Here is a 19,364-nt window from a genome sequence, read left to right as displayed (position 1 = left end):
GCTGCCAGGCCGCCGGCTCGGGCGGGGGCTCAGGCGCGGCGGGGGGCAGTGAGTGGTCGACTTGCGTGGGGTCGACGTAGGGGCGGTGATTGCGTGCGTCCGTCATTCCCGCGCAGCTTACTGATCCCGGACGCAGAAACCGATGTGGCTATTCACCGCAGCGCGTCAACTGCGGTAGTTGTTCAGCATCGGATAGCGTTTGGCCACCAGCGCGAACAGCGCGGCGGCCACCAGCGCAAAGCCGGCGAAGAAGAACATCAGGCAGGCCGTCTCGCTGTAGCCGGTGGACTTGATGGCCGAGAGCGCCGACGGGCTCTTGATGCTGACGTTGGACAGCAGCACCCAGAGGTTGCCCACCGTCACCGACAGGTTCCAGAAGCTCATGATGGTGCCCTTCATGGACAGCGGCGCCTGGCTGTAGGCGAACTCCAGGCCGGTGGCCGAGACGAGCACTTCGCCGAGCGTCAGCAGGGCATAGGGCAGCATCTGCCAGACGATGCTGACCTTGGAGCCTTCGTCCAGCCACAGCTGCAGCACGCCGGCGACGATCCAGGCCGCGCCGGCCAGTGCAATGCCCGCGCCCATGCGGCGCAGCGCCGTCACCTTCAGGCCCGAACGCTGCAGCGCCGGGTAGAGCACCAGGTTGTTGAAGGGGATGAGGATCATCACCAGCAAGGGGTTCAGCGCCTGCATCATGGAGGACTGGAACCACTCGGGCTTGGCCATCTGGTCGGCCTGCAGCACCCAGGTCGAGGCCTTTTGGTCGAACAGCGACCAGAACGGCGTGACGAGGGCGAACAGCACCAGCACGCGCAGCACGGCGCGCACGCCGTCGACGGCTTCGTCCGGATGTGCGCCGCGGGCGCGGTCCAGCTGCAGCGAGGCGCCGACACCGCCGAAGCCCATCACCAGCACCAGGGCCAGGCAGACGGCGGCGACGAAGCCCAGGCTGGCCATCTGGCTCAGGCTGTAGGCCGCCAGCAGCAGGCCCAGCGCCGCGACGCCCATGCCGAGGCCGCCGGCCTTCAGCGCCGTCCACACCACCTTCAGGAAGCTGTGCGGGTTGGCGCCGCGCGCCGGCTGGTGCACATACTGCTTGCGGCCGCTCCACAGGATGACGGTCGCGGCCAGCATCAGCAGGCCCGGCAAGGCGAAGGCCACGCTGGCGCCGTAGTTCTTCAGGATGAGGGGCATCAGCAGCGACGCGAAGAAGCTGCCGAAGTTGATGATCCAGTAGAAGGCGTCATAGACCTTCTGCGCCAGCGAGCGATTGCTCTTGTCGAACTGGTCGCCGACAAAGCTGCTTACCAGCGGTTTGATGCCCCCAGATCCCAGCGAGATCAGGAACAGGCCGAAGTAGAAGCCGCGGATGTTGTCGTCGAACAGCGCCAGGCAGGCGTGGCCCGCGCAGTAGATGACGCTGAACCAGAAGATCGTCGGGTACTTGCCGAAGAAGCGGTCGGCCAGCCAGCCGCCCAGCAGCGGGAAGAAATAGACGCCGATGACGAAGGAGTGGAAGACCTCCTTGGCCTCGGCCTTGCGCATGTCCTCGGGGATGGCCAGCAGCAGGCTGGTCATCATGAAGACCGTCAGGATGTTGCGCATGCCGTAGAAGCTGAAGCGCTCACATCCTTCGTTGCCGATGATGTAGGGGATCTGCGGCGGCATCTTGGCCGCGGGGCTGGCCGCGGTGGCGGCGTCTGCGGTGACGGTATTCGTCATGGGCGGTGGCCTCGTGTTCGGGCTATGAGAAACGCCGCTCGGCTTGTGGCCGGCGGCGTTCGGAGGGGCACTACGGGGCGATCAGGCCTCGGTCAGGCTTCGAAAGGCAGCTTCACCTGGCTGAGGTCCTTGCGGGTCTCGACGAGCACCAGCGGGCCCTCGTCGACGACGACGACCGCGGCCGGCTCGCGGCCCAGCGCGGCGGGTGCGGGCTCGGCGGCAATCGCGGCCTGCACGGCGGCGATCTTGCCGGCGTCGGAGTTGACCCATTGCAGGCCGGCACCTTCGGCGATGGCCTGCAGTTCGCCCATCGGCAGCTTGAAGGCCTCGACGACCGGTGCGGGCGCAGCGACGGGTGCAGCGATGGGAGCGGGCGCCGCGACCACGGGGGCTGGCGCCTGGACCGGCGCCGGGGCGCTGGCCATCGCTTCCTCGATCAGCGAGCTTTGCGCCGGTGCGGCGGCGGCTTCGGAAGCCGGGGCGTCCTGGCCTTCGACGCCACCTTCTTCACGGCGGTTGCGGTTGCGGTTGCGACCGCCACGGCGGCGGCCGTCGCGGCCCTGGCCTTCGCCGGTGTCGTCGCCTTCGGCCGCCGGAGCAGCTTCAGCGCCGGCGTCGGCTGCGGCTTCAGCCGGAGCTTCAGCGCCGGCCTCGGCGGCGCCTTCGGTGCCGGCCTGGTCGTCACGGTCACGACCGCCACGGCGGCGGCGTCGGCCACGGCCCTGGCGCTCTTCACCGGCCGGCGTGTCACCGGTCGGGGGCAGGGCGGCTTCGGCCTGGCTGTCGACGAAAGCCGGCGGCGCGTCATGGACGGCGGCCAGGTCTTCGCTCAGCGGCGCGGCGACCGGCAATGCGGCCACCGTCTCGGCCTGCGTGCGGTCCGTGCGCTCCTGGCGCTCGCCACGCGGGCGGYGTTCGCCACGTTCAGCGCGCTCACCACGCTCGCCACGTTCACCACCGCGCTCAGCGCGTTCGCCGCGTTCGGCTCGCTCCGGGCGCTGCTGCTGTTCGGGCTTGTCGCCACCTTCGGCGCGCGGCTTGCGATCACCGCGCTCGCCACGCTCACCGCGGGCTTCCTGCGGCTTGCCGTCGCGGCGGCCACCCTGGCCACCGCGGCCTTCTCCACGTTCGCTGCGCTCGCCGCGTTCACCACGGCCGCCTCGACCGCCGTCGCGGCGGCCGTCACGGCCACCTTCGCGCTTGGGCTTGTCGGTGGCAGCCGGGGCAGCTGCGGGGGCCTGGACGGCCGGCACGGGTGCCGGAGCCGGCGTGCCGCCGCCGAAGAAACTGAACAGGCGGCTGAAGAAGCCCTTGGATTCGGCGGGCGCGGGTGCCGGAGGCGGCGGGGCCACGATCGGCGCGGGTGCAGGGGCGACGGGGGCGGGTGCCGCCACCGGCGCGGGCTGCTCGGGCAGGATGCCCTTGATGACCGGCTCCTGCTTGTTCTTCTTCTCGATGTCGCCGCGGCGCGTGATGCCCACCTCGTCGGTCGGCTCCTCGATCATCGTGTAGCTGGCCTGCAGGTTTTCCAGGCGCGGGTCGTCGTGGCGCAGGCGCTCCAGCTTGTAGTTCGGCGTCTCGAGGTGCTTGTTGGGGACCAGCAGCACGGTGACGCGCTGCTTGAGTTCGATCTTGGTGATTTCGGTGCGCTTTTCGTTCAGCAGGAAGGAGGTCACTTCCACCGGCACCTGCACATGCACGGCGGCGGTGTTGTCCTTCATCGCCTCTTCCTGGACCATGCGCAGGATCTGCAGCGCCGAGGACTCGGTGTCGCGGATGTGGCCGGTGCCATTGCAGCGCGGGCAGGTGATGTGGTTGCCTTCGCTCAGCGCCGGGCGCAGGCGCTGGCGGCTCATCTCGAGCAGGCCGAACTTGCTGATGGAGGCGAACTGCACGCGGGCGCGGTCGTTGCGCAGCGCGTCGCGCAGGCGCTGTTCCACGTCACGGCGGTTCTTGCTCTCCTCCATGTCGATGAAGTCGACGACGATGAGGCCGCCGAGGTCACGCAGGCGCATCTGGCGGGCGATTTCGTCGGCCGCTTCGAGGTTGGTGCGGGTCGCGGTTTCCTCGATGTCGCCGCCGCGGGTGGCGCGGGCCGAGTTGACGTCGACGGAGACCAGCGCTTCGGTGTGGTCGATGACGATGGCGCCGCCCGAGGGCAGGTTAACGGTGCGGCTGTGGGCCGTCTCGATCTGGTGCTCGATCTGGAAGCGGCTGAACAGCGGCGCGTCGTCGCGGTAGCGCTTCACGCGATGGCCCTGGTCGGGCATCACGTGGTTCATGAACTGGCTGGCCTGCTCGTACAGGTCGTCCGTGTCGATCAGGATCTCGCCGATGTCGGACGTGAAGTAGTCGCGGATCGCGCGAATGACGAGCGACGACTCCTGGTAGATCAGGTAGGCGCCCTTGCCGCCCTTGGCCGCGTCGTCGATCGCGGTCCAGAGCTTGAGCATGTAGTTCAAGTCCCACTGCAGCTCGGGCGCCGTGCGGCCGATGCCGGCGGTGCGCGCGATCAGGGACATGCCCTTGGGGTACTCGAGCTGGTCGAGGTTTTCCTTGAGTTCCTCGCGGTCCTCGCCCTCGATGCGGCGCGAAACGCCACCACCGCGCGGGTTGTTGGGCATCAGCACGAGGTAGCGGCCGGCCAGCGAGACGAAGGTGGTGAGTGCGGCGCCCTTGTTGCCGCGCTCTTCCTTTTCGACCTGGACCAGCAGTTCCTGGCCTTCCTTGATCGCGTCCTTGATGGTCGCGTTCTTGACGTCGGTGCCCTCGCGGAAGAACTGGCGCGAGATTTCCTTGAACGGCAGGAAGCCGTGGCGGTCTTCGCCGTAATCGACGAAACAGGCTTCGAGCGACGGCTCGACGCGCGTCACGACGGCCTTGTAGATATTGCCCTTGCGCTGCTCGCGGCCTTCGATTTCGGTCTCGAAGTCCAGCAGCTTCTGGCCATCAACGATCGCGAGGCGCCGCTCTTCCGGCTGCGTCGCATTGATCAGCATGCGTTTCATGTCATCTCCTCGCGCGCCGGGCGGCTCATCAGCCGCCGCAAAACGCGCACGTTCATYGCGCCGCCCGAGAGCGGCTCAAGATGCACGGGCAATGACTCGAGAACCGAGGAAGGAATCGCCCTGGACCGAAAGCGCGGCCGACCGTGGGGGTCAGCGTGCAGCCGGCGTTGGCGCGTGCGCCGCAGCAGCTGTCATGCGAGACGAGCCGCCTGCTCCCGCGCGCACCCGCCCGGCAAGCCTACTGGCATGCCGGGGCAGGGCGGCCACACCGGGATCTAGCCGGGGCCGCAGGGGTGCGTGTGGGGGGAGGGGCATGCTCATCTGCATGGGCTGCTGGACGCTGGTGACAGCTCGCGTCGGCCTGGGCCTCAGCTTTCTGTCGCCATGGAAACCTTGTTGTCTGCGGGCGCCGGGTGCCTTGAAACATTCAAGGCGAGCGGGGCCCGCGGGGTTCTTGTGTCATCGCTCTGCCGCGTCTGAAAGCGGGCCGTTCACTCACTCGGGGAGGAAACCTGCCGGCCGTCTTTCGCGTTGCATCGCCTGTGGTCGCCAGGGCTGGGCCCCGCCGACCACACGTTGTCGCCGCTAAAATCAAGCAAATCAAATACTTACGGCAGCAACGTGGTGAAAAGGATTATAGGGGCAGGCCAAACGCTGCCCGACACCACGCAAACCCCTGCCACGGCACCGGCCGTGCGGCGGGTCACGGTGGACGAAGGCTCCGCCGGGCAGCGACTGGACAATTTCCTGCTGCGTGAGCTCAAGGGTGTGCCCAAGACCCATGTCTACCGCGTCATCCGGGCCGGGGAAGTGCGGGTCAACAAGGGTCGGGCGCAGGCCGACACCCGGCTGGAAATTGGTGACGAAGTGCGCATCCCGCCGGTGCGCCTGCCGGAGCGCGCCGCCCAGCCCGAGGCGCCAGCCCGCGAGTTCCCGGTCGTTTTCGAGGACGAACACCTGCTCGTCATCGACAAGCCCGCCGGCGTGGCGGTGCATGGCGGCTCCGGCGTCAGCTATGGCGTCATCGAGGCGCTGCGCCGCTCGCGGCCGACGGCCAAGTTCCTGGAACTGGTGCACCGGCTGGACAAGGAAACCTCGGGCCTCTTGATGATCGCCAAGAAGCGCAGCGCCCTTGTCAATCTGCAGGACCAGCTCCGCGAGCGCGAGACCGGCAAGACCTACGCCGCCCTGGTCTGGGGCGACTGGCCGGCCAAGCTCAAGGTCATCGATGTGCCGCTGGTCAAGTTCGTTGGCAGCGACGGCGAGCGCTGGGTGCGCCCGGGCAAGATGGATGAAGAAGACGCCAAGCGGTCGATCAGCCTGGTGAAGGTGATGCAGAAGACGCCGCAGTTCAGCCTGCTCGATGTGACCATCAAGACCGGCCGCACCCACCAGATCCGCGTCCACCTGCAACAAGCCGGCCATTCAATAGTGGGCGACCCCAAGTACGGCGACTTCGAGCGCAACCGTGAGCTGGCGCGCGGTCCGAAGAAGTTTGATCGGATGTTCCTGCATGCGCGGAGGCTGCAGTTCCAGCACCCGGCGACGGGGGAGACGGTGACCTGTGAGGCGCCGCTGCCCGCCGATTGCCAGCATCTGGTGGCGGCTGGCAGATGAATCTGTGGCGCGTGATGAAGAGGCGGGGACGGGTGGCCTGCGTCGCCGCGGCCGCGCTGGCAAGCTCTGTGGCGACCGCCATGTCGATCATGCCTCCGCCAGCCATTGCCCTGCAGTTCGAAGCCCGCACGGACCGCCTGACGCTTGAAGGACTACTTGCCCTGGACGAACTTGCCGTGCGTGCCGGGCAGTGTCCGGCAGAAGGATTGGCCGTGCACGTTTTGCCGGCCACGCGGGCGGAGCCGGCACTGACCCAGCGCCGGATCGCCGTCGTTCAACAGCGGCTGGAGCGCCTGGGCCTGAAGCTGGCGGTCGAAATGAAGCCCCTGCGCGGGGAGGACACGGCCCGCCCTCGGCACCGCGGCATGCTGCTGGCCGACGTGGGCGCAGAGGACGATGTCTGGTGCGACCTGCGAGCGGGATCGCAGGCCTTCACATGGGCAGACGAGTTGGGGCGCTACGTCGAAGGTGCCGAGCCCAGGCTGCCGGCGTTCTGGCAGCGCTTGTCGCAGCAGGGCAGGTCGAGCCTTGCTCTGCCGCTGGCGACTGTGGCCCTGTGCGCCGAGTCATCGGACTGCACGCGCCACCCGGAGCTCTATCACTGGCTGGCCGAGAAGGCGTTGCCGACCGCGTCGCCCAAAGGCCGGCGCTGGTGGTTGCTCAATCTGTGGGCGCAGGCTGAGGACGCCGAGGTGGAGCGCTTGCGGCGGCGCTGGGCCCTGGCACCACTGACCCTTGAAGAGCGGGCCGGCCGGGCCCATGAGCTGGCCTCTGGTGGCCTGCCTTGGGCCGTGATCGAGCAGCGCCTGCTGCAGCCCGGCTTGATGATGCGGTTTGGCGGGCAGCCGATGATCTCCGGCGGGCCAGGGCCGCATTGGCTGCTGAGCGCGGCTTCAAGACGCGGCGAGCTGGATTCCTTTGATCGGCTCATCGGTGCGGCCGGCCCGGCGAAGACCTGCTTCGTCGCGGAGGCCTTCCAGAGAGCTGCGGCACTGGAGGACGAGTTCGAAATCCTGAAGCCACATTTCGCGAGCTGGTCTCGCGGCATCGCCACGCCCTATTCGCCGCCGCAGGCGTTCGACGCCTGCAACCCGCTGGAGGGGGTTCTGGTGGGGGCTTTTTGCCAGAAGGTGCCGGAAGAAGACGGCATGGCGAGCCGCTACCAGGTGATCTGGGGCGTACTCCAGCAGGCGGGCATCACCAAGGACACGGTCGCCGTCCAGTCGCTTTTCGTGCCAGGCCAGGAGGTGCGGCCCTGGCAATGCAAGCTGGAGCCCGAACCGGGTTCGGCATCGAGCTTCCGTCCCGTCGCCAAGCCCTGAGACCCGCCGGACCGACGCCGTCACCGCCGACAATCTGCCCATGACCACTCGCCCTCAACGCTTCGACCTGATCGCCTTCGACTGGGATGGCACGCTGTTCGATTCCACCGCGCTGATCGCCCGCTGCATCCAGCGCGCCGCCGTCGACATCGGCCTGCCAGAACCCGACTTCGACAACTGCCGTTACGTCATCGGCCTGGGCCTGCGCGATGCGCTGGAGCATGCCGTGCCCGGGCTGGCCGAGGATCGCTACCCCGAACTGGGCTTGCGCTACCGCCACCACTATCTGGCCTCGGAGCATGAGCTGGCACTGTTCGACGGCACGCTAGAGATGCTGGAGGCCTTGAAGGCGCGCCACCACTGGCTGGCCGTGGCCACCGGCAAGAACCGCGTGGGCCTGGACCGCGTGCTGGCGTCCAGCGAACTGGGTCATCTGTTCGACGGCACGCGCACGGCTGATCAGACGCGCTCCAAGCCCCATCCGCAGATGCTGCTGGAGCTGATGCGCGAGTTCGGCACCGAGCCCGAGCGCACGCTGATGATCGGCGACACGACGCACGACCTGCAACTGGCCATGAATGCCGGCGTGCCCTGCGTCGCGGTCAGCTTCGGCGCGCATGACCACGAGACCTTCGCCGAGTTCAAGCCTCTCTTCGTGGCGCATTCGACGCGCGAGCTGCACGACTGGTTGATCGCACATGCCTGAAACCGAAGTCGCGCCGCTGCAGCGCCTGTGCACATCGGACGAGCTGCTGGAACGCGGCAAGGCCGTCAGCTTCGACGTTATCCAGTGGCGCGAGCCGGTGCGCGCCTTTGCGCTGCGCTTCGACGGCCAGGCCGTCGCCTATCTGAACCGCTGCGCTCATGTGCCCACGGAAATGGACTGGCAGGAGGGCGAGTTCCTCGACAACGACAAGCGCTTCATCATGTGCAGCATCCACGGCGCCGTCTACGACCCGCTGACCGGCCAATGCCTGATGGGCCCCTGCAACCGCGGCCGGCTGACCAAGATCGAGCTGACCGAGCGTGACGGCGACGTGTTCTGGCAGCCCACGCGAGATACCAAACCCGCTTTTGAAGATTGATATGAGCAGCACCTCCGACGACTCCCTGCCGCCTCCGATGCCCGAGCCCGTCGGTGCGCCGGTACAGCTCACGCCGCACAACGAGACGCTGCTGGCGCAGCTGGCGCGCGACTTCCTGCGCGAGCGGCGGCTGGAGCGGCGCTGGCGCACGGTGTTCCGGCTGTTCTGGCTGCTGCTCGTGGGCCTGCTCGTCTACACGCTGTGGTTGCAGGGCCGCCACGTCACGCCGTCGACGGCGCCGCACACGGCCCTCGTCGAGGTGCGCGGCGAGATCGCCGCCGACACCGAGGCCAGTGCCGAGCAACTGCTGGCCGCGCTGAAGGAAGCCTTCAAGGATGACGGGGCCCAGGCCGTCGTGCTGCGTATCAACTCGCCCGGCGGCAGCCCCGTGCAGGCCGGCATCGTCTACGACGAGATCAAGCGGCTCAAGAAACAGTACGACAAGCCGGTGTATGCCGTCGTCGAGGAGATGTGCGCTTCGGGGGCCTACTACATCGCCGCGGCGGCCGACGAGATCTTTGTCGACAAGGCCTCGGTCGTCGGCTCCATCGGCGTGCTGATGGACGGCTTCGGCTTCACCGGCCTGATGGACAAGGTCGGCGTCGAGCGCCGCCTGCTGACCGCCGGCGAGAACAAGGGCATGCTGGACCCGTTCAGCCCCTTGTCGCCCAAGCAGCGCGCCTATGCCCAGGCCATGCTGGACCAGATCCACCAGCAATTCATCGCCGTCGTGCGCGAAGGCCGCGGCAAGCGGCTCAAGGAAACGCCGGAGATCTTCTCCGGCCTGTTCTGGAACGGTGAGCAGGCCGTCAAGCTCGGCCTGGCGGATCGCTTCGGCAACCTCGACTACGTGGCCCGCGAGGTCGTCAAGGCCGAGGATGTCATCGACTACACGCCCAAGGACAACGTGGCCGAGCGCCTGGCCAAGCGCTTCGGCGCGGCCATGGGCGCGGGCGCCGTGAAGGCGCTGCGGGAGATCGCGCCGATCCGCTGACGCGCGGCGCGGCGAGAACGAAAAAAGGCCGCTGCCTTTGCGGGCAGCGGCCTTGCGCGGAGCGCTGATGCGCTTACTGCGTCTTGGTCTCGGTCTTGGCGGCGGTATCGCCGGCCTTGGCTTCGGCATGCTTCTTGGCATGGCGCTTGTGGTGCTTGGCGGCGCTGGCCGCTTCAGCCGGCATGGCAGGCGTCGCGGCAGCCGTGGTCGTCGTGGCGACAGCCGGCGTGGCCTTGGCGGCGGGGGTGGCAGCCGGAGCCGGCGTGGCGGCTTGGGCGACGGTCGTCGTGGCGGCCGTGGCCTTCGCGGTGGTCGCAGCAGCAGGGGCAGCGGTGGTCGCGGCCGGGGTCGGGTTTTGCGCCAGTGCCACGCCAGATGCGAGCGTGATGAGGGCGGTGGCGATGGTGGTCTTCAGCGTGTTCATCTTGAGGGCTCCAGGGTGGTTTCGGATTTCGGTTCGGCTTTGCGCAAGCTTGTGGCCACAACGACACCTCGAAGCGCCGCGTTGACCCGGTTGCAAAACCTTACACCGGCAGAATCGGCCCTCATGAACACCGCATCCCGATTCGACTGGCAGGCCGGCTACCCCAGCCGCCGCAGCCCGCTGTTCGCACGCAATATCGTGTCGACCTCGCATCCGCTCGCGGCCCAGGCCGGGCTGCGCATGCTGCAGGCCGGCGGCAACGCGGTCGACGCGGCGATCGCCGCGGCCGCATGCATGACGCTCGTCGAGCCCTGCAGCAACGGGCTGGGCTCGGATGCTTTCTGCATCCTGTGGGACGGCCAGCAACTGCATGGCCTGAACGCATCGGGGCCTGCACCCGCCGCGTGGACGCCAGAGTTCTTTGGGGGTCAGGTCATGCCCAAGCGCGGCTGGGGCTCGGTCACGGTGCCCGGCGCAGTCGGCGGCTGGATGGCCTTGAGCGAGCGCTTCGGCAAGCTGCCTTTCGCCGACCTGATGCAGCCCGCCATCGAGATTGCCGAGCGCGGCTATGCGGTGCCGCCCATCGTGCAGGGCAAATGGGCGATGGCCGCTGCGCTGCCGGAACTCACGTCGCAGCCCGGCTTTGCGCAGGCCTTCCTGCCGCACGGCCGCGCGCCCGAGGTCGGCGAGCTTTTCCGCTTCGATGATGCGGCGCGCAGCCTGAAGCTCATTGCCGAATCCAAGGGCGATGCCTTCTACCGCGGCGAGATCGCGCAGGCGCTGGCGCGCTTTGCGCGTGCGACCGGCGGCGCGTTGACCGAAGCCGATCTCGCGGCCTACCAGCCCGAATGGGTCACGCCGCTGGCCAAGGATTTCGCTGGCCACACGCTGCACGAGATCCCGCCCAATGGCCAGGGCATCGCGGCGCAGATGGCGCTGGGGCTGCTGGCGCACTGCAACGTCACGGCGCATGCCGTCGACAGCCCCGAAGCCCAGCATCTGATGATCGAGGCGATGAAGTTGGCCTTTGCGGATGTCTACCGCTACGTCGCCGAGCCCGGTGCGATGCAGGTCAGCGCCGCGCAGTTGCTGGACCCGGCTTATCTTGCCTCGCGCGCCAAGCTCATCGACCCGGCTCGCGCCCAGGTCTTCGGTGCCGGCAACCCTGTCAAGGGCGGCACCATCTACCTGASCGCSGCCGACGAGGCGGGCATGATGGTCAGCTTCATCCAGAGCAACTACATGGGCTTCGGCTCGGGCCTGGTGCTGCCGGGCTACGGCATCAGCCTGCAGAACCGCGGCCACGGCTTCACGCTGGAGCCGGGCCACCCTAACCAGGTCGCGCCGGGAAAGCGGCCTTTCCACACCATCATCCCGGCCTTTCTGACCAAGGACGGCGCACCGGTCATGAGCTTTGGTGTGATGGGCGGCAATATGCAGCCGCAGGGCCATATGCAGACGCTGGTGCGCATGCTCTGCTACGGCCAGAACCCGCAAGCCGCCTGCGACGCGCCGCGCTGGCGCTTCAACGAGGGCCTGTCGATCAACGTCGAGCCGCACATGCCGGCGACCACCATCGAGGCGCTGCGCACGCGTGGCCACGAGATCGGCGACATCCACGACAGCTACCAGGACTTCGGTGCCGGCCAGTTCATCTGGCGGCTGGGTGATCCCGGCGTGCAAGGCTATGTGGCCGCGAGCGATCCGCGCCGCGATGGGGCGGCTGTCGGCTATTGATCCCGGTGGTTCGACGCCGGTTTTTCCGGTTTCGTCCGTGCCGGCGCCAGGTGGTCACTCGGTCCTGGTGAGTGGGAGAGCGCGTCAAAACAATCCGCGTCGTTCTCCAACTCACACGGAAATCTTGCATGTGGAAATCGAAGCAATCGACGCTCGCCCTGGTGGCAATACTCGCCCTGCAGGGCCCGCTCTGGGCCGCCGCACCTGTCATCGAACCCGTGCTCGTCGCGGTGCCGGCAGGCGCGTTCGTCATGGGAAATGATGAGAAGAAAACCACCTCGCCCGCCCGCAAGGTCCAGGTCCGGGCGTTCCAGATTGGCAAGTACGAAGTGACGGTGCAGGAGTTCGCCCGCTTTGCCGCGGCCACGGGCTACCAGGGCCCGCAGAAGTGCGTGCAGATGGCCAGCAAGGAATGGTTCGACGACATCCCCGGCAGCTGGCAGCAGCGCCGGCTGATGAGCAGCGAGTTCGAGCCGGTGAGCTGCATCGGCGCCGCCGGGGCCGATGCCTATGTGCAGTGGCTGGCCAAGGAGACCGGCAAGAAGTACCGCCTGCCCACCGAGGCCGAGTGGGAGTACGCCGCGCGCGCCGGCACCACCGGCACGCACTTCTTCGGCGAGGACGCCGACCCGTCTGCCAGCACGGCCTGCCGCTGGGGCAATGTGGCCGACCGGCGCGCCGAGGCCGCGATCAAGCGCGACTTCGATGGCCTGGAGTCCAAGGACCATGTCGGCGTCGTGCCCTGCGACGACGGCGCCGACTACGCCACCGTGGTGGGCCTGTACGGCGCCAATCCCTGGGGGCTGCACGACACGCTGGGCAATGTGCAGGAGTACATGCAGGACTGCCACCATGCCAACTACGAAGGCGCGCCCGCTGACGCCGCGGCCTGGCTGGACGGCCCGCAAGGTTCCGCCGGCTGCGCGCAGCGTGTCCTGCGCGGCGGCAACTGGCACTGGCCGATCTTCCAGTCGTCGCGTCGCGCCGGCTTCCCGACCGACATGGTGGGATCGCTCGAAGGCTTGCGTGTCGTGCTGGACCAACCCGGCCCCGTGGCCGCGCCCTCGGCCGAGACGCAGCGCTTCCTGGCCGCGCTCGGCCGCGCACAGGCTCAAGAGCGCGCCCGCCGCGCCGGGGCCGCCAGCCTGTGATCGCAGCGGCCGTGCCTGACGCGCCTGCTAGCCGCGCGGCCATGCTGCGGGCCTTCAGGTCCGTGTTCAATCGCCGCACCGTGGCGCTGGTGCTGGGGCTGAGCCTGTTGCTGACCTTGGCCCGGCTGTTCAGTGGCTTCGGTGTCGGCAGTTTCAGCACATGGGCGGCCCTGCCGCTGCCCGGCCTGCCGATGCTGCTGGCGGCGGCCTGCACCGAGGCCCTGCTGGCCCAACGTGGCGCGCGTGGCCGCGACTGGCTCTGGCGGATGGGTGCGGTCGTGCTGGCCTGCGCGCTGTCGCAGGGCTTGAGGCTGGGCTGGGCCCACGAGGCCGGCGCGCCGCTGTACTGGGGCTATCTGATCAGCCGCACCGCGCTGTACGGCCTGATCGGCTCCGCGGTGTACACGCTGCTGGTGCTGGGCACGCGCGACGCCGAGTTGCGCGGCCGGCTCGCGCAGGCGCGGCGCGAGCGCGATGCGCAGCAAGCCCGGCAGGCCGAGGCGCAGTTGCTGGCACTCAACGCGCAGATCGAGCCGCACTTCCTGTTCAACACGCTGGCCACGGTGAAGCGCCTGGTCGAGACCCAGCCCGAGCGCGGGCGAGAGATGCTGCAGCGGCTCATCGGCTATCTGCGCGTCAGCCTGCCGCATCTGCAAAGCCGGGCGACCACGCTGCGCCAGGAACTCCAGACGGTGAGCGACTACCTCGCGCTGCAGCAGATGCGCATGGGCGCGCGCCTGCGCTTTGCGATCGAGGCGGACGCCGGGCTGCTCGACCTGCAACTGCCGCCGCTGGTGCTGACGACGCTGGTCGAGAACGCGGTCAAGCATGGCCTGAGCCCGGTACCACAGGGCGGACAGGTGGTGATCGCCGCTCGCCGCGAAAGTGCCGGGCGGGTCGTGCTGGAAGTGCGCGACGATGGCGGCGGCTTTGGTGCCGGCGCCGGCGGCACCGGCCTGGGCCTGGCCAACACCCGGGCGCGCCTGCGTGCCTTCTTCGGGCCGCAGGCTGAACTGGACCTGCAGGCACTGCGCCCCCGCGGCGTGCAGGCGCGCATCACGGTCCCTGGGGGAGCCGTGTCATGAACGATGCACTGCAACTCGCCGCTGCCGCTCTGCGGCATCTTTGGCTGAGCTGGCGTTCGCTGCGAGCCGTAGAACTGGCGGTGGCGGCGCTGTTGGCCCTGTGCCTGCTGGCCGAACGGCTGGGCGTGTGGATGGACTTCGGCTTGCGGGAGCAATCGGCGGCCTCGTTCGCGCTGCAGGTGCTGCTGCTGCTGGCCCAGGCCGGGCTGGTACTGCTGTGCTGGCTGCCGGCAGCTCGCGGCGAGGCCCTCCACCCTTGGCGGGGGAGACGCCTGGCGCTTGCGGTGCTGCTGGGCAGCATCGCCTGCGCAGCGCTGCTGCGCTCGCCGCTGCCGCAGGCCCTGGCCGATGCCTGGGGCACGCCGCTGTGCGATGTCTGCGGCCGGCCCGTGCCGGGCGGCAAGTCGTGGCTGGAGTCGCTCGGCGAGGCGCTCATCGTGGTGGCGCTGGCGGGCCTGGCCGCCGCGGCCACCGAGCTGCTCGCGCGGCGCCGCCATCATGCCGACCTGTTGCAGAGCGTGCTCGACGAGCAGGCGCGCCTGGCCCAGGAGGCGAGCCGGACACGTCTGGCGGCCCGCGCCGCCCGGGTCGACCCGCAGGCGCTGTTCGACACCCTCAGCGCCGTCGAGGCTCAGCTTGCCGACCCTGAGGCCGCCGCGCAAGCCGCTGCCGAGCTGGAGCGGTTGATGATGTCGCTGCGCCAGGCCCTCAAGCGGCCCATGCGTCCCTTGCCCACTGAAGTCCCCTGACATGAACCGACCGCGCAAAACCGCGCTGATCGCGGAAGACGAGATCACCCTGCGCCAGGACCTCATCGAGCGCCTGGCCCAAGCCTGGCCGGAGCTGCTCATCGTGGCTGAGGCCGAAGACGGCATCAGCGCGCTGCGCCTGATCGCCGCGCATCAGCCCGATGTGGTGTTCCTGGACATCCAGATGCCCGGCATCACCGGCCTGGATGTGCTGCGCCAACTGAGCCAGGCAGGCATCGACAGCCATGTGGTGTTCGTCACCGCCTACGACGAGCACGCCATCGAGGCTTTCGAAGCCGGTGCGCTGGACTACGTGCTCAAGCCGCTGTCGCTGCCGCGCCTGATGACCACGATCACGCGGCTGCAGCGGCGCCTAGCGGCGGACCCGACCCTGCCGCGTGCGGTTGCCGAGCCCATGGCGCCCTGGGCAGCGCCGGAGCCGGCGGCGCCGCTGCGCTGGATCAACGCGGCCATCGGCGACACCGTCAAGCTGCTGACCGTGGACGAGGTGCTGTACTTCCAGGCCGACACCAAATACACCCGCGTCGCCCTGTGCAACGCCGAAGCGCTGATCCGCAAGCCGCTCAAGGAGCTGCTCGACGAGCTCGACCCGCAGCAGTTCTGGCAGGTGCACCGTGGCACCATCGTCAATCTGACGGCCATCGCCTCCGCCTCGCGCGATCTGCGCGGCAGGCTGCATCTGCGGCTCAAGGAGCGGGGTGAGACGCTGCTGGTGGCCGAGAGCTATGCCCATCGATTCAAGCAGATGTAGCCATGACCCTGAACGCTGAGCCGCTGCGACTGAGCCCCGGCGACGACCTGCGCGCTGCGCTGGAGGCGAGCGGGCTCACGGGCTTCGTCGTGGCGGGCATCGGCAGCCTCGTGCAGGCGCAGTTGCGATTCGCTGGCGAACCGGAGCCGACAACCATCGCCGGGCCCCTCGAAATCCTGACGCTGAGCGGCAGCCTGACGCCCGACGGTGCGCATCTTCACGCCAGCGTGTCCGATGCCTCGGGCCGCGTCCTCGGCGGCCATGTCTGCGCCGGCTGCGAGGTCCGCACGACGGCCGAGCTGCTGATTGCACCGCTACCCACCGGGTCGCTGTCACGCGAGTTCGACGCGTCGACAGGCTACACCGAGCTTGTCATCCTCAAGCCGTGACCACCGGCACGCGACACCGCGCGGCCGCGCTGCTAGCATGCGTCGCATGACCAAGCTGCTCGACCTCGACTGACGCCCCTGCGCGTTGCCTCATCCCGGCGGGGCTGACCCGCCCGTCGAGTCCTGTCGGAGCCTCAAGCGTCATGTTCTCCAAGTTCTTCACCCTCGCGCCCGGCGATCTGCTGCGCGACGTGGTCTATCGGCGGCTGTGGTCGTCCATCCTGATTTCATCCCTGGGCGGCCAGGTCACCATGCTGGCCCTGCCGCTGACGGCCGCCGTGCTGCTCAACGCCAGTCCCACGCAGATGGGCCTGCTGCAGGCGATGGAAATCCTGCCCTTCGTGCTGTTCTCGCTGCCCTCGGGCGTGCTGCTGGACCGCATGCGCAAGCTGCCGGTCTATGTGGCCGGCGAGACCCTGCTCGCCTTCGCGGTGGCCACGGTGCCGCTGGCCGCGTGGATGGGTTGGCTGGGCATGGGCTGGCTCTATGTAGTCGGTTTCGTGCTCGGCACGGTGCACACGACGGCTGGCAGTGCCGCGCAGATCGTGCTGACCCAGGTGGTGCCACGCGAGCGGCTCGTCGAGGCGCATGCCAAGAACGCCTTGGCCGGTTCTGGCGCCGAGGTCGTCGGGCCGGGCCTGGCCGGCGTGCTGATCAAGCTGCTGGGCGCTCCGCTGGCCTTGGCCGTGGATGCCGTGGCCCTGCTCGCGTCGGCAGTCATCCTGCGTGGCATCCGCGTGCAGGAGCAGTTGTCGGCCACGCGCGGCGCTTTCTGGCCCTCGTTGAAGGAGGGGCTGGCCTTTGTGCGCTCGCACAAGCTGCTGATCAGCCTTGCCACGGCCACCGGCGGCTGGCAGCTCTTCCACAACGCGGCCCTGGTGGTGCAGATCCTGTTCGCGACGCGTGAGCTGCAGCTCGCGCCGCAGACCGTCGGCCTGTCCTATGTCGCGCTGGGCGCCGGTACGGTGCTGGCGAGCATCTTCGGCCACCGCATCAGCCGCCGCGTCGGTCCGGGGCCTTGCCTGGTGCTGGGCTATGCGGCCTGCGGCGTCGGCTGGCTGCAGTTGGCGCTGGTGCCGGCGGGTCATCTCGGCGTCGTCAGCTTCGGCGTGATGCTGTTTGCCTTCGGCTTCGGCGCGGTGCTGATCTTTATCAACTTCCTGTCGCTGCGCCAGGCCGTCACGCCGGCGCCCATGCTGGGCCGCATGACCAGCACGATGCGCTGGCTCATCCTGCTGCCGGCGGGGCCGGGCGCGCTGATCGGCGGCTGGCTCGGCGAGCACATGGGCCTGCGCTCGGCGCTGGCGTTCTCGGGTGTGGGCGCCTGCCTGTTGGCGGCGCTGGCCTGGCGCCACCCGGTCATCCGTGGCGTGCGCGAACTGCCCAAGCCGGTTGAGGTGGTGACGGCATGAGCTTGGATCCCGTTCTCATCGATATTCCCGAACGGCTGGACGGCGAGCGCACCCTGCTGCTGGCGCCGCGCACCGGCAGCGGCGCCGAAATGGCCGTGGTCGTCGCGCAGTCGATCTCGCATCTGCGGCCGTGGATGCCCTGGGCCCAGGAGGCGCCGACGGCCGAGAGCTCAGAGATGGTGGTGCGCCGCATGCAGGCCGACTTCATCGCCCGCCGCGACCTGTGCTTCCAGGTGTATGCCCGCCGACCCGACGGCAGCCCGGGGCGGATGCTTGGCGGCACCGGCCTGCACCGCATGGACTGGAGCGTGCGGCGCTTCGAGATCGGCTACTGGATACGCCCCGAGGCGGCGGGGCAGGGCCATGTCACCGACGCGGTGAAGTTGTTGACGGCCATGGCTTTGGACAAGCTCTGCGCGCGCCGCGTGGAAATTCGCTGCGACACGCGCAACGTCAAGAGCCGGGCTGTCGCCGAGCGCTGCGGCTTCGAGCTTGAGGGCATCCTGCGCAACGAGGCGCTGGGCGTCGACGGGCATCCCCGCGACACCTGCGTCTACTCACGCATCGCCTAGAGCGGCGCGACCTTCAGCAAGCGCCCCCAGGCTCGCTATGTCGCAGGCTTCATGGCGAAGCTTGCCCTGCATCTTCGGTGTCTGCTTTCGCACCGCAGCTTCGAGCTTCTGAAGATGGCCAAAGTAAAGAAAGCGTGGTTCGCCGAAGCGGCTCGCGCCTGCTCGCAGACATCTCGCCGCGTCGACCATTGGGCTCGAAGGTCATCGATCCGGCTGGAAGATCCTCCTTCTCCTCCTCGACTGCGAGGGGTTGGTCTGTGCTACCGCACGCCAGCCCGACGCTTGCGGGCGCCTTCAGTCGCCGCTGCTTTTGGAGAGGGTGGCGGGAACAGTGCATTGTCTGTTCCCAGCTTGTGCACGACATGGTCGATGAATGCAGTGACGGCGGGCGGGAGGTGCCGCCGGCTTGGATAGAGGGCGTTGAGCCCTTGGCCAGCAAGTCGATATTGCGGCAGAACAGGCGTCAGCACACCCGCCTCGACATCCAGCTTCGCCAAATTGGGCGGCAGCAGTGCGATACCCAGCCCGGAGACGGCAGCCTTGCGCAATGCCTGGGCGGTATTGGCGCTGAAGCGGCCAACGACTTGCACCTCCTCCACCATGCCATGCTGATCGGTCAGGCGCCACCGGGCGCGACCGCCGGGATGGTGCGCTGCAATGCAGTCGTGATTTGCGAGGTCCTGCAACGAGGCCGGCGTTCCTCTCGATCGAAGGTACGCCGGACTGGCGACGAGGCCGCCACTACCCGGATTCATCAGCCGGCGCCCGACGTAGCCTGAGTCCGGCAACGGACCGCCGCGGAACGCGACGTCGATCCGTTCGGCAATCAGGTCCGCGGTCGAATCGCTGAGCACGAAGTCAATTTGAACCTGTGGATGTGCGGCAAGGTACTCGACCACCCACTTCATGGGAACGAAATCAAAGAAGTCAGCCGGTGCCGCCACCCGCACAAGGCCGCTCGGTGCCGAGCTTCCTGTCACCAATGCCTGTTGTGCCTCGAGCAATCCGTCGACCGCACCCGCGCAGCGCTCATGGAACGCCTGCCCGGCCGCGGTGAGGGTGAGCTTGCGCGTGGACCGCTGCAGCAAGCGCGTATCCATCCGCGCTTCCAGCGCCTGAATGCGGCGGCTCACGGTGTTGGCCGGCATGCCGTTTCGCCGGCCAGCTTCGGCAAAGCTGCCGCACCGGACCACTTCGACAAACAGCGCCACATCGTTCAAGTCAAACACGCCTTATTCCTTCGTTGAGTGGATCAGTGAAATCCAATTCGTCCACCTAGTCTAAGGTTGCGTGGATCCGTACTCTGTGGAGTCGAAGCAAAACCG

Annotated in this window: 17 protein-coding genes; 13 read left to right on the top strand and 4 right to left on the bottom strand. The window is 68.4% G+C overall.

The features are described from left to right. Positions 1-165: 165 nt before the first annotated feature. Both AC1DW3_RS21065 and AC1DW3_RS21060 read right to left on the bottom strand, forming a co-directional pair. Positions 166-1,722, bottom strand: a complete 1,557-nt coding sequence (locus tag AC1DW3_RS21065) for a POT-type proton-dependent oligopeptide transporter (RefSeq protein ID WP_477934513.1) — start codon at positions 1,720-1,722, stop codon at positions 166-168. A gap of 92 nt (positions 1,723-1,814) precedes the next feature. After that, positions 1,815-4,730, bottom strand: coding sequence for an Rne/Rng family ribonuclease (locus AC1DW3_RS21060; RefSeq protein WP_477934511.1), 2,916 nt, complete (start codon positions 4,728-4,730; stop codon positions 1,815-1,817). 624 nt (positions 4,731-5,354) lie between these two features. Between AC1DW3_RS21060 and AC1DW3_RS21055 the strand changes: the two genes are divergently transcribed. The 5 genes from AC1DW3_RS21055 to sppA are packed head-to-tail and all read left to right on the top strand — an operon-like array spanning position 5,355 to position 9,748. Then, positions 5,355-6,347, top strand: a complete 993-nt coding sequence (locus tag AC1DW3_RS21055) for an RluA family pseudouridine synthase (RefSeq protein WP_477934509.1) — start codon at positions 5,355-5,357, stop codon at positions 6,345-6,347. Beyond that, positions 6,344-7,669: a hypothetical protein gene (locus AC1DW3_RS21050; RefSeq protein ID WP_477934507.1), complete on the top strand. Its 1,326-nt coding sequence runs from the start codon at positions 6,344-6,346 to the stop codon at positions 7,667-7,669. The genes AC1DW3_RS21055 and AC1DW3_RS21050 overlap by 4 nt, the downstream gene beginning before the upstream one ends. Before the next feature lie 40 nt (positions 7,670-7,709). Beyond that, positions 7,710-8,375: an HAD family hydrolase gene (locus tag AC1DW3_RS21045; RefSeq protein WP_477934505.1), complete on the top strand. Its 666-nt coding sequence runs from the start codon at positions 7,710-7,712 to the stop codon at positions 8,373-8,375. Next, the gene (locus AC1DW3_RS21040) at positions 8,368-8,754 is read left to right on the top strand and encodes a Rieske (2Fe-2S) protein (RefSeq protein WP_477934503.1); all 387 of its coding nucleotides are present in this window, start codon (positions 8,368-8,370) and stop codon (positions 8,752-8,754) included. The genes AC1DW3_RS21045 and AC1DW3_RS21040 overlap by 8 nt, the downstream gene beginning before the upstream one ends. A 1-nt stretch (position 8,755) precedes the next feature. Next, complete coding sequence (gene sppA, locus AC1DW3_RS21035) at positions 8,756-9,748, top strand: signal peptide peptidase SppA (protein WP_477934501.1); 993 nt, start codon at positions 8,756-8,758, stop codon at positions 9,746-9,748. A gap of 73 nt (positions 9,749-9,821) precedes the next feature. Here sppA and AC1DW3_RS21030 read toward each other — a convergent pair whose 3' ends face one another. After that, positions 9,822-10,172: a hypothetical protein gene (locus tag AC1DW3_RS21030; RefSeq protein WP_477934499.1), complete on the bottom strand. Its 351-nt coding sequence runs from the start codon at positions 10,170-10,172 to the stop codon at positions 9,822-9,824. Between the two features lie 123 nt (positions 10,173-10,295). Between AC1DW3_RS21030 and AC1DW3_RS21025 the strand changes: the two genes are divergently transcribed. The 8 genes from AC1DW3_RS21025 to AC1DW3_RS20990 all read left to right on the top strand — a co-directional run bounded on the left by AC1DW3_RS21025 (position 10,296) and on the right by AC1DW3_RS20990 (position 18,039). After that, complete coding sequence (locus AC1DW3_RS21025; RefSeq protein WP_477934497.1) at positions 10,296-11,909, top strand: gamma-glutamyltransferase family protein; 1,614 nt, start codon at positions 10,296-10,298, stop codon at positions 11,907-11,909. Positions 11,910-12,037: 128 nt separating this feature from the next. After that, entirely contained in the window at positions 12,038-13,060 is a 1,023-nt protein-coding gene (locus AC1DW3_RS21020) for a formylglycine-generating enzyme family protein (RefSeq protein WP_477934495.1), read from the top strand. A gap of 11 nt (positions 13,061-13,071) precedes the next feature. Further along, positions 13,072-14,145 carry a sensor histidine kinase gene (locus AC1DW3_RS21015; protein WP_477934493.1) on the top strand — a complete coding sequence of 358 codons (1,074 nt, stop codon included), beginning with the start codon at positions 13,072-13,074 and terminating at the stop codon, positions 14,143-14,145. Beyond that, complete coding sequence (locus tag AC1DW3_RS21010) at positions 14,142-14,894, top strand: hypothetical protein (protein WP_477934491.1); 753 nt, start codon at positions 14,142-14,144, stop codon at positions 14,892-14,894. Before AC1DW3_RS21015 ends, AC1DW3_RS21010 begins: the two co-directional genes overlap by 4 nt. A gap of 1 nt (position 14,895) precedes the next feature. Beyond that, positions 14,896-15,666: a LytR/AlgR family response regulator transcription factor gene (locus AC1DW3_RS21005; RefSeq protein WP_477934489.1), complete on the top strand. Its 771-nt coding sequence runs from the start codon at positions 14,896-14,898 to the stop codon at positions 15,664-15,666. Positions 15,667-15,674: 8 nt separating this feature from the next. Continuing rightward, complete coding sequence (locus AC1DW3_RS21000) at positions 15,675-16,055, top strand: PPC domain-containing DNA-binding protein (RefSeq protein WP_477934519.1); 381 nt, start codon at positions 15,675-15,677, stop codon at positions 16,053-16,055. 143 nt (positions 16,056-16,198) lie between these two features. Then, the gene (locus AC1DW3_RS20995; RefSeq protein ID WP_477934487.1) at positions 16,199-17,467 is read left to right on the top strand and encodes an MFS transporter; all 1,269 of its coding nucleotides are present in this window, start codon (positions 16,199-16,201) and stop codon (positions 17,465-17,467) included. Then, positions 17,464-18,039: a GNAT family N-acetyltransferase gene (locus AC1DW3_RS20990; RefSeq protein ID WP_477934485.1), complete on the top strand. Its 576-nt coding sequence runs from the start codon at positions 17,464-17,466 to the stop codon at positions 18,037-18,039. Before AC1DW3_RS20995 ends, AC1DW3_RS20990 begins: the two co-directional genes overlap by 4 nt. Before the next feature lie 260 nt (positions 18,040-18,299). On the opposite strand, the gene AC1DW3_RS20985 is transcribed toward AC1DW3_RS20990, so the two are convergent. Then, positions 18,300-19,268: a LysR family transcriptional regulator gene (locus AC1DW3_RS20985; protein WP_477934483.1), complete on the bottom strand. Its 969-nt coding sequence runs from the start codon at positions 19,266-19,268 to the stop codon at positions 18,300-18,302. Between the last annotated feature and the right edge of the window lie 96 nt (positions 19,269-19,364).

It is taken from the genome of Roseateles sp. P2_H4 (assembly GCF_056403315.1).
This window is presented reverse-complemented; position numbering and strand designations above follow the sequence as displayed.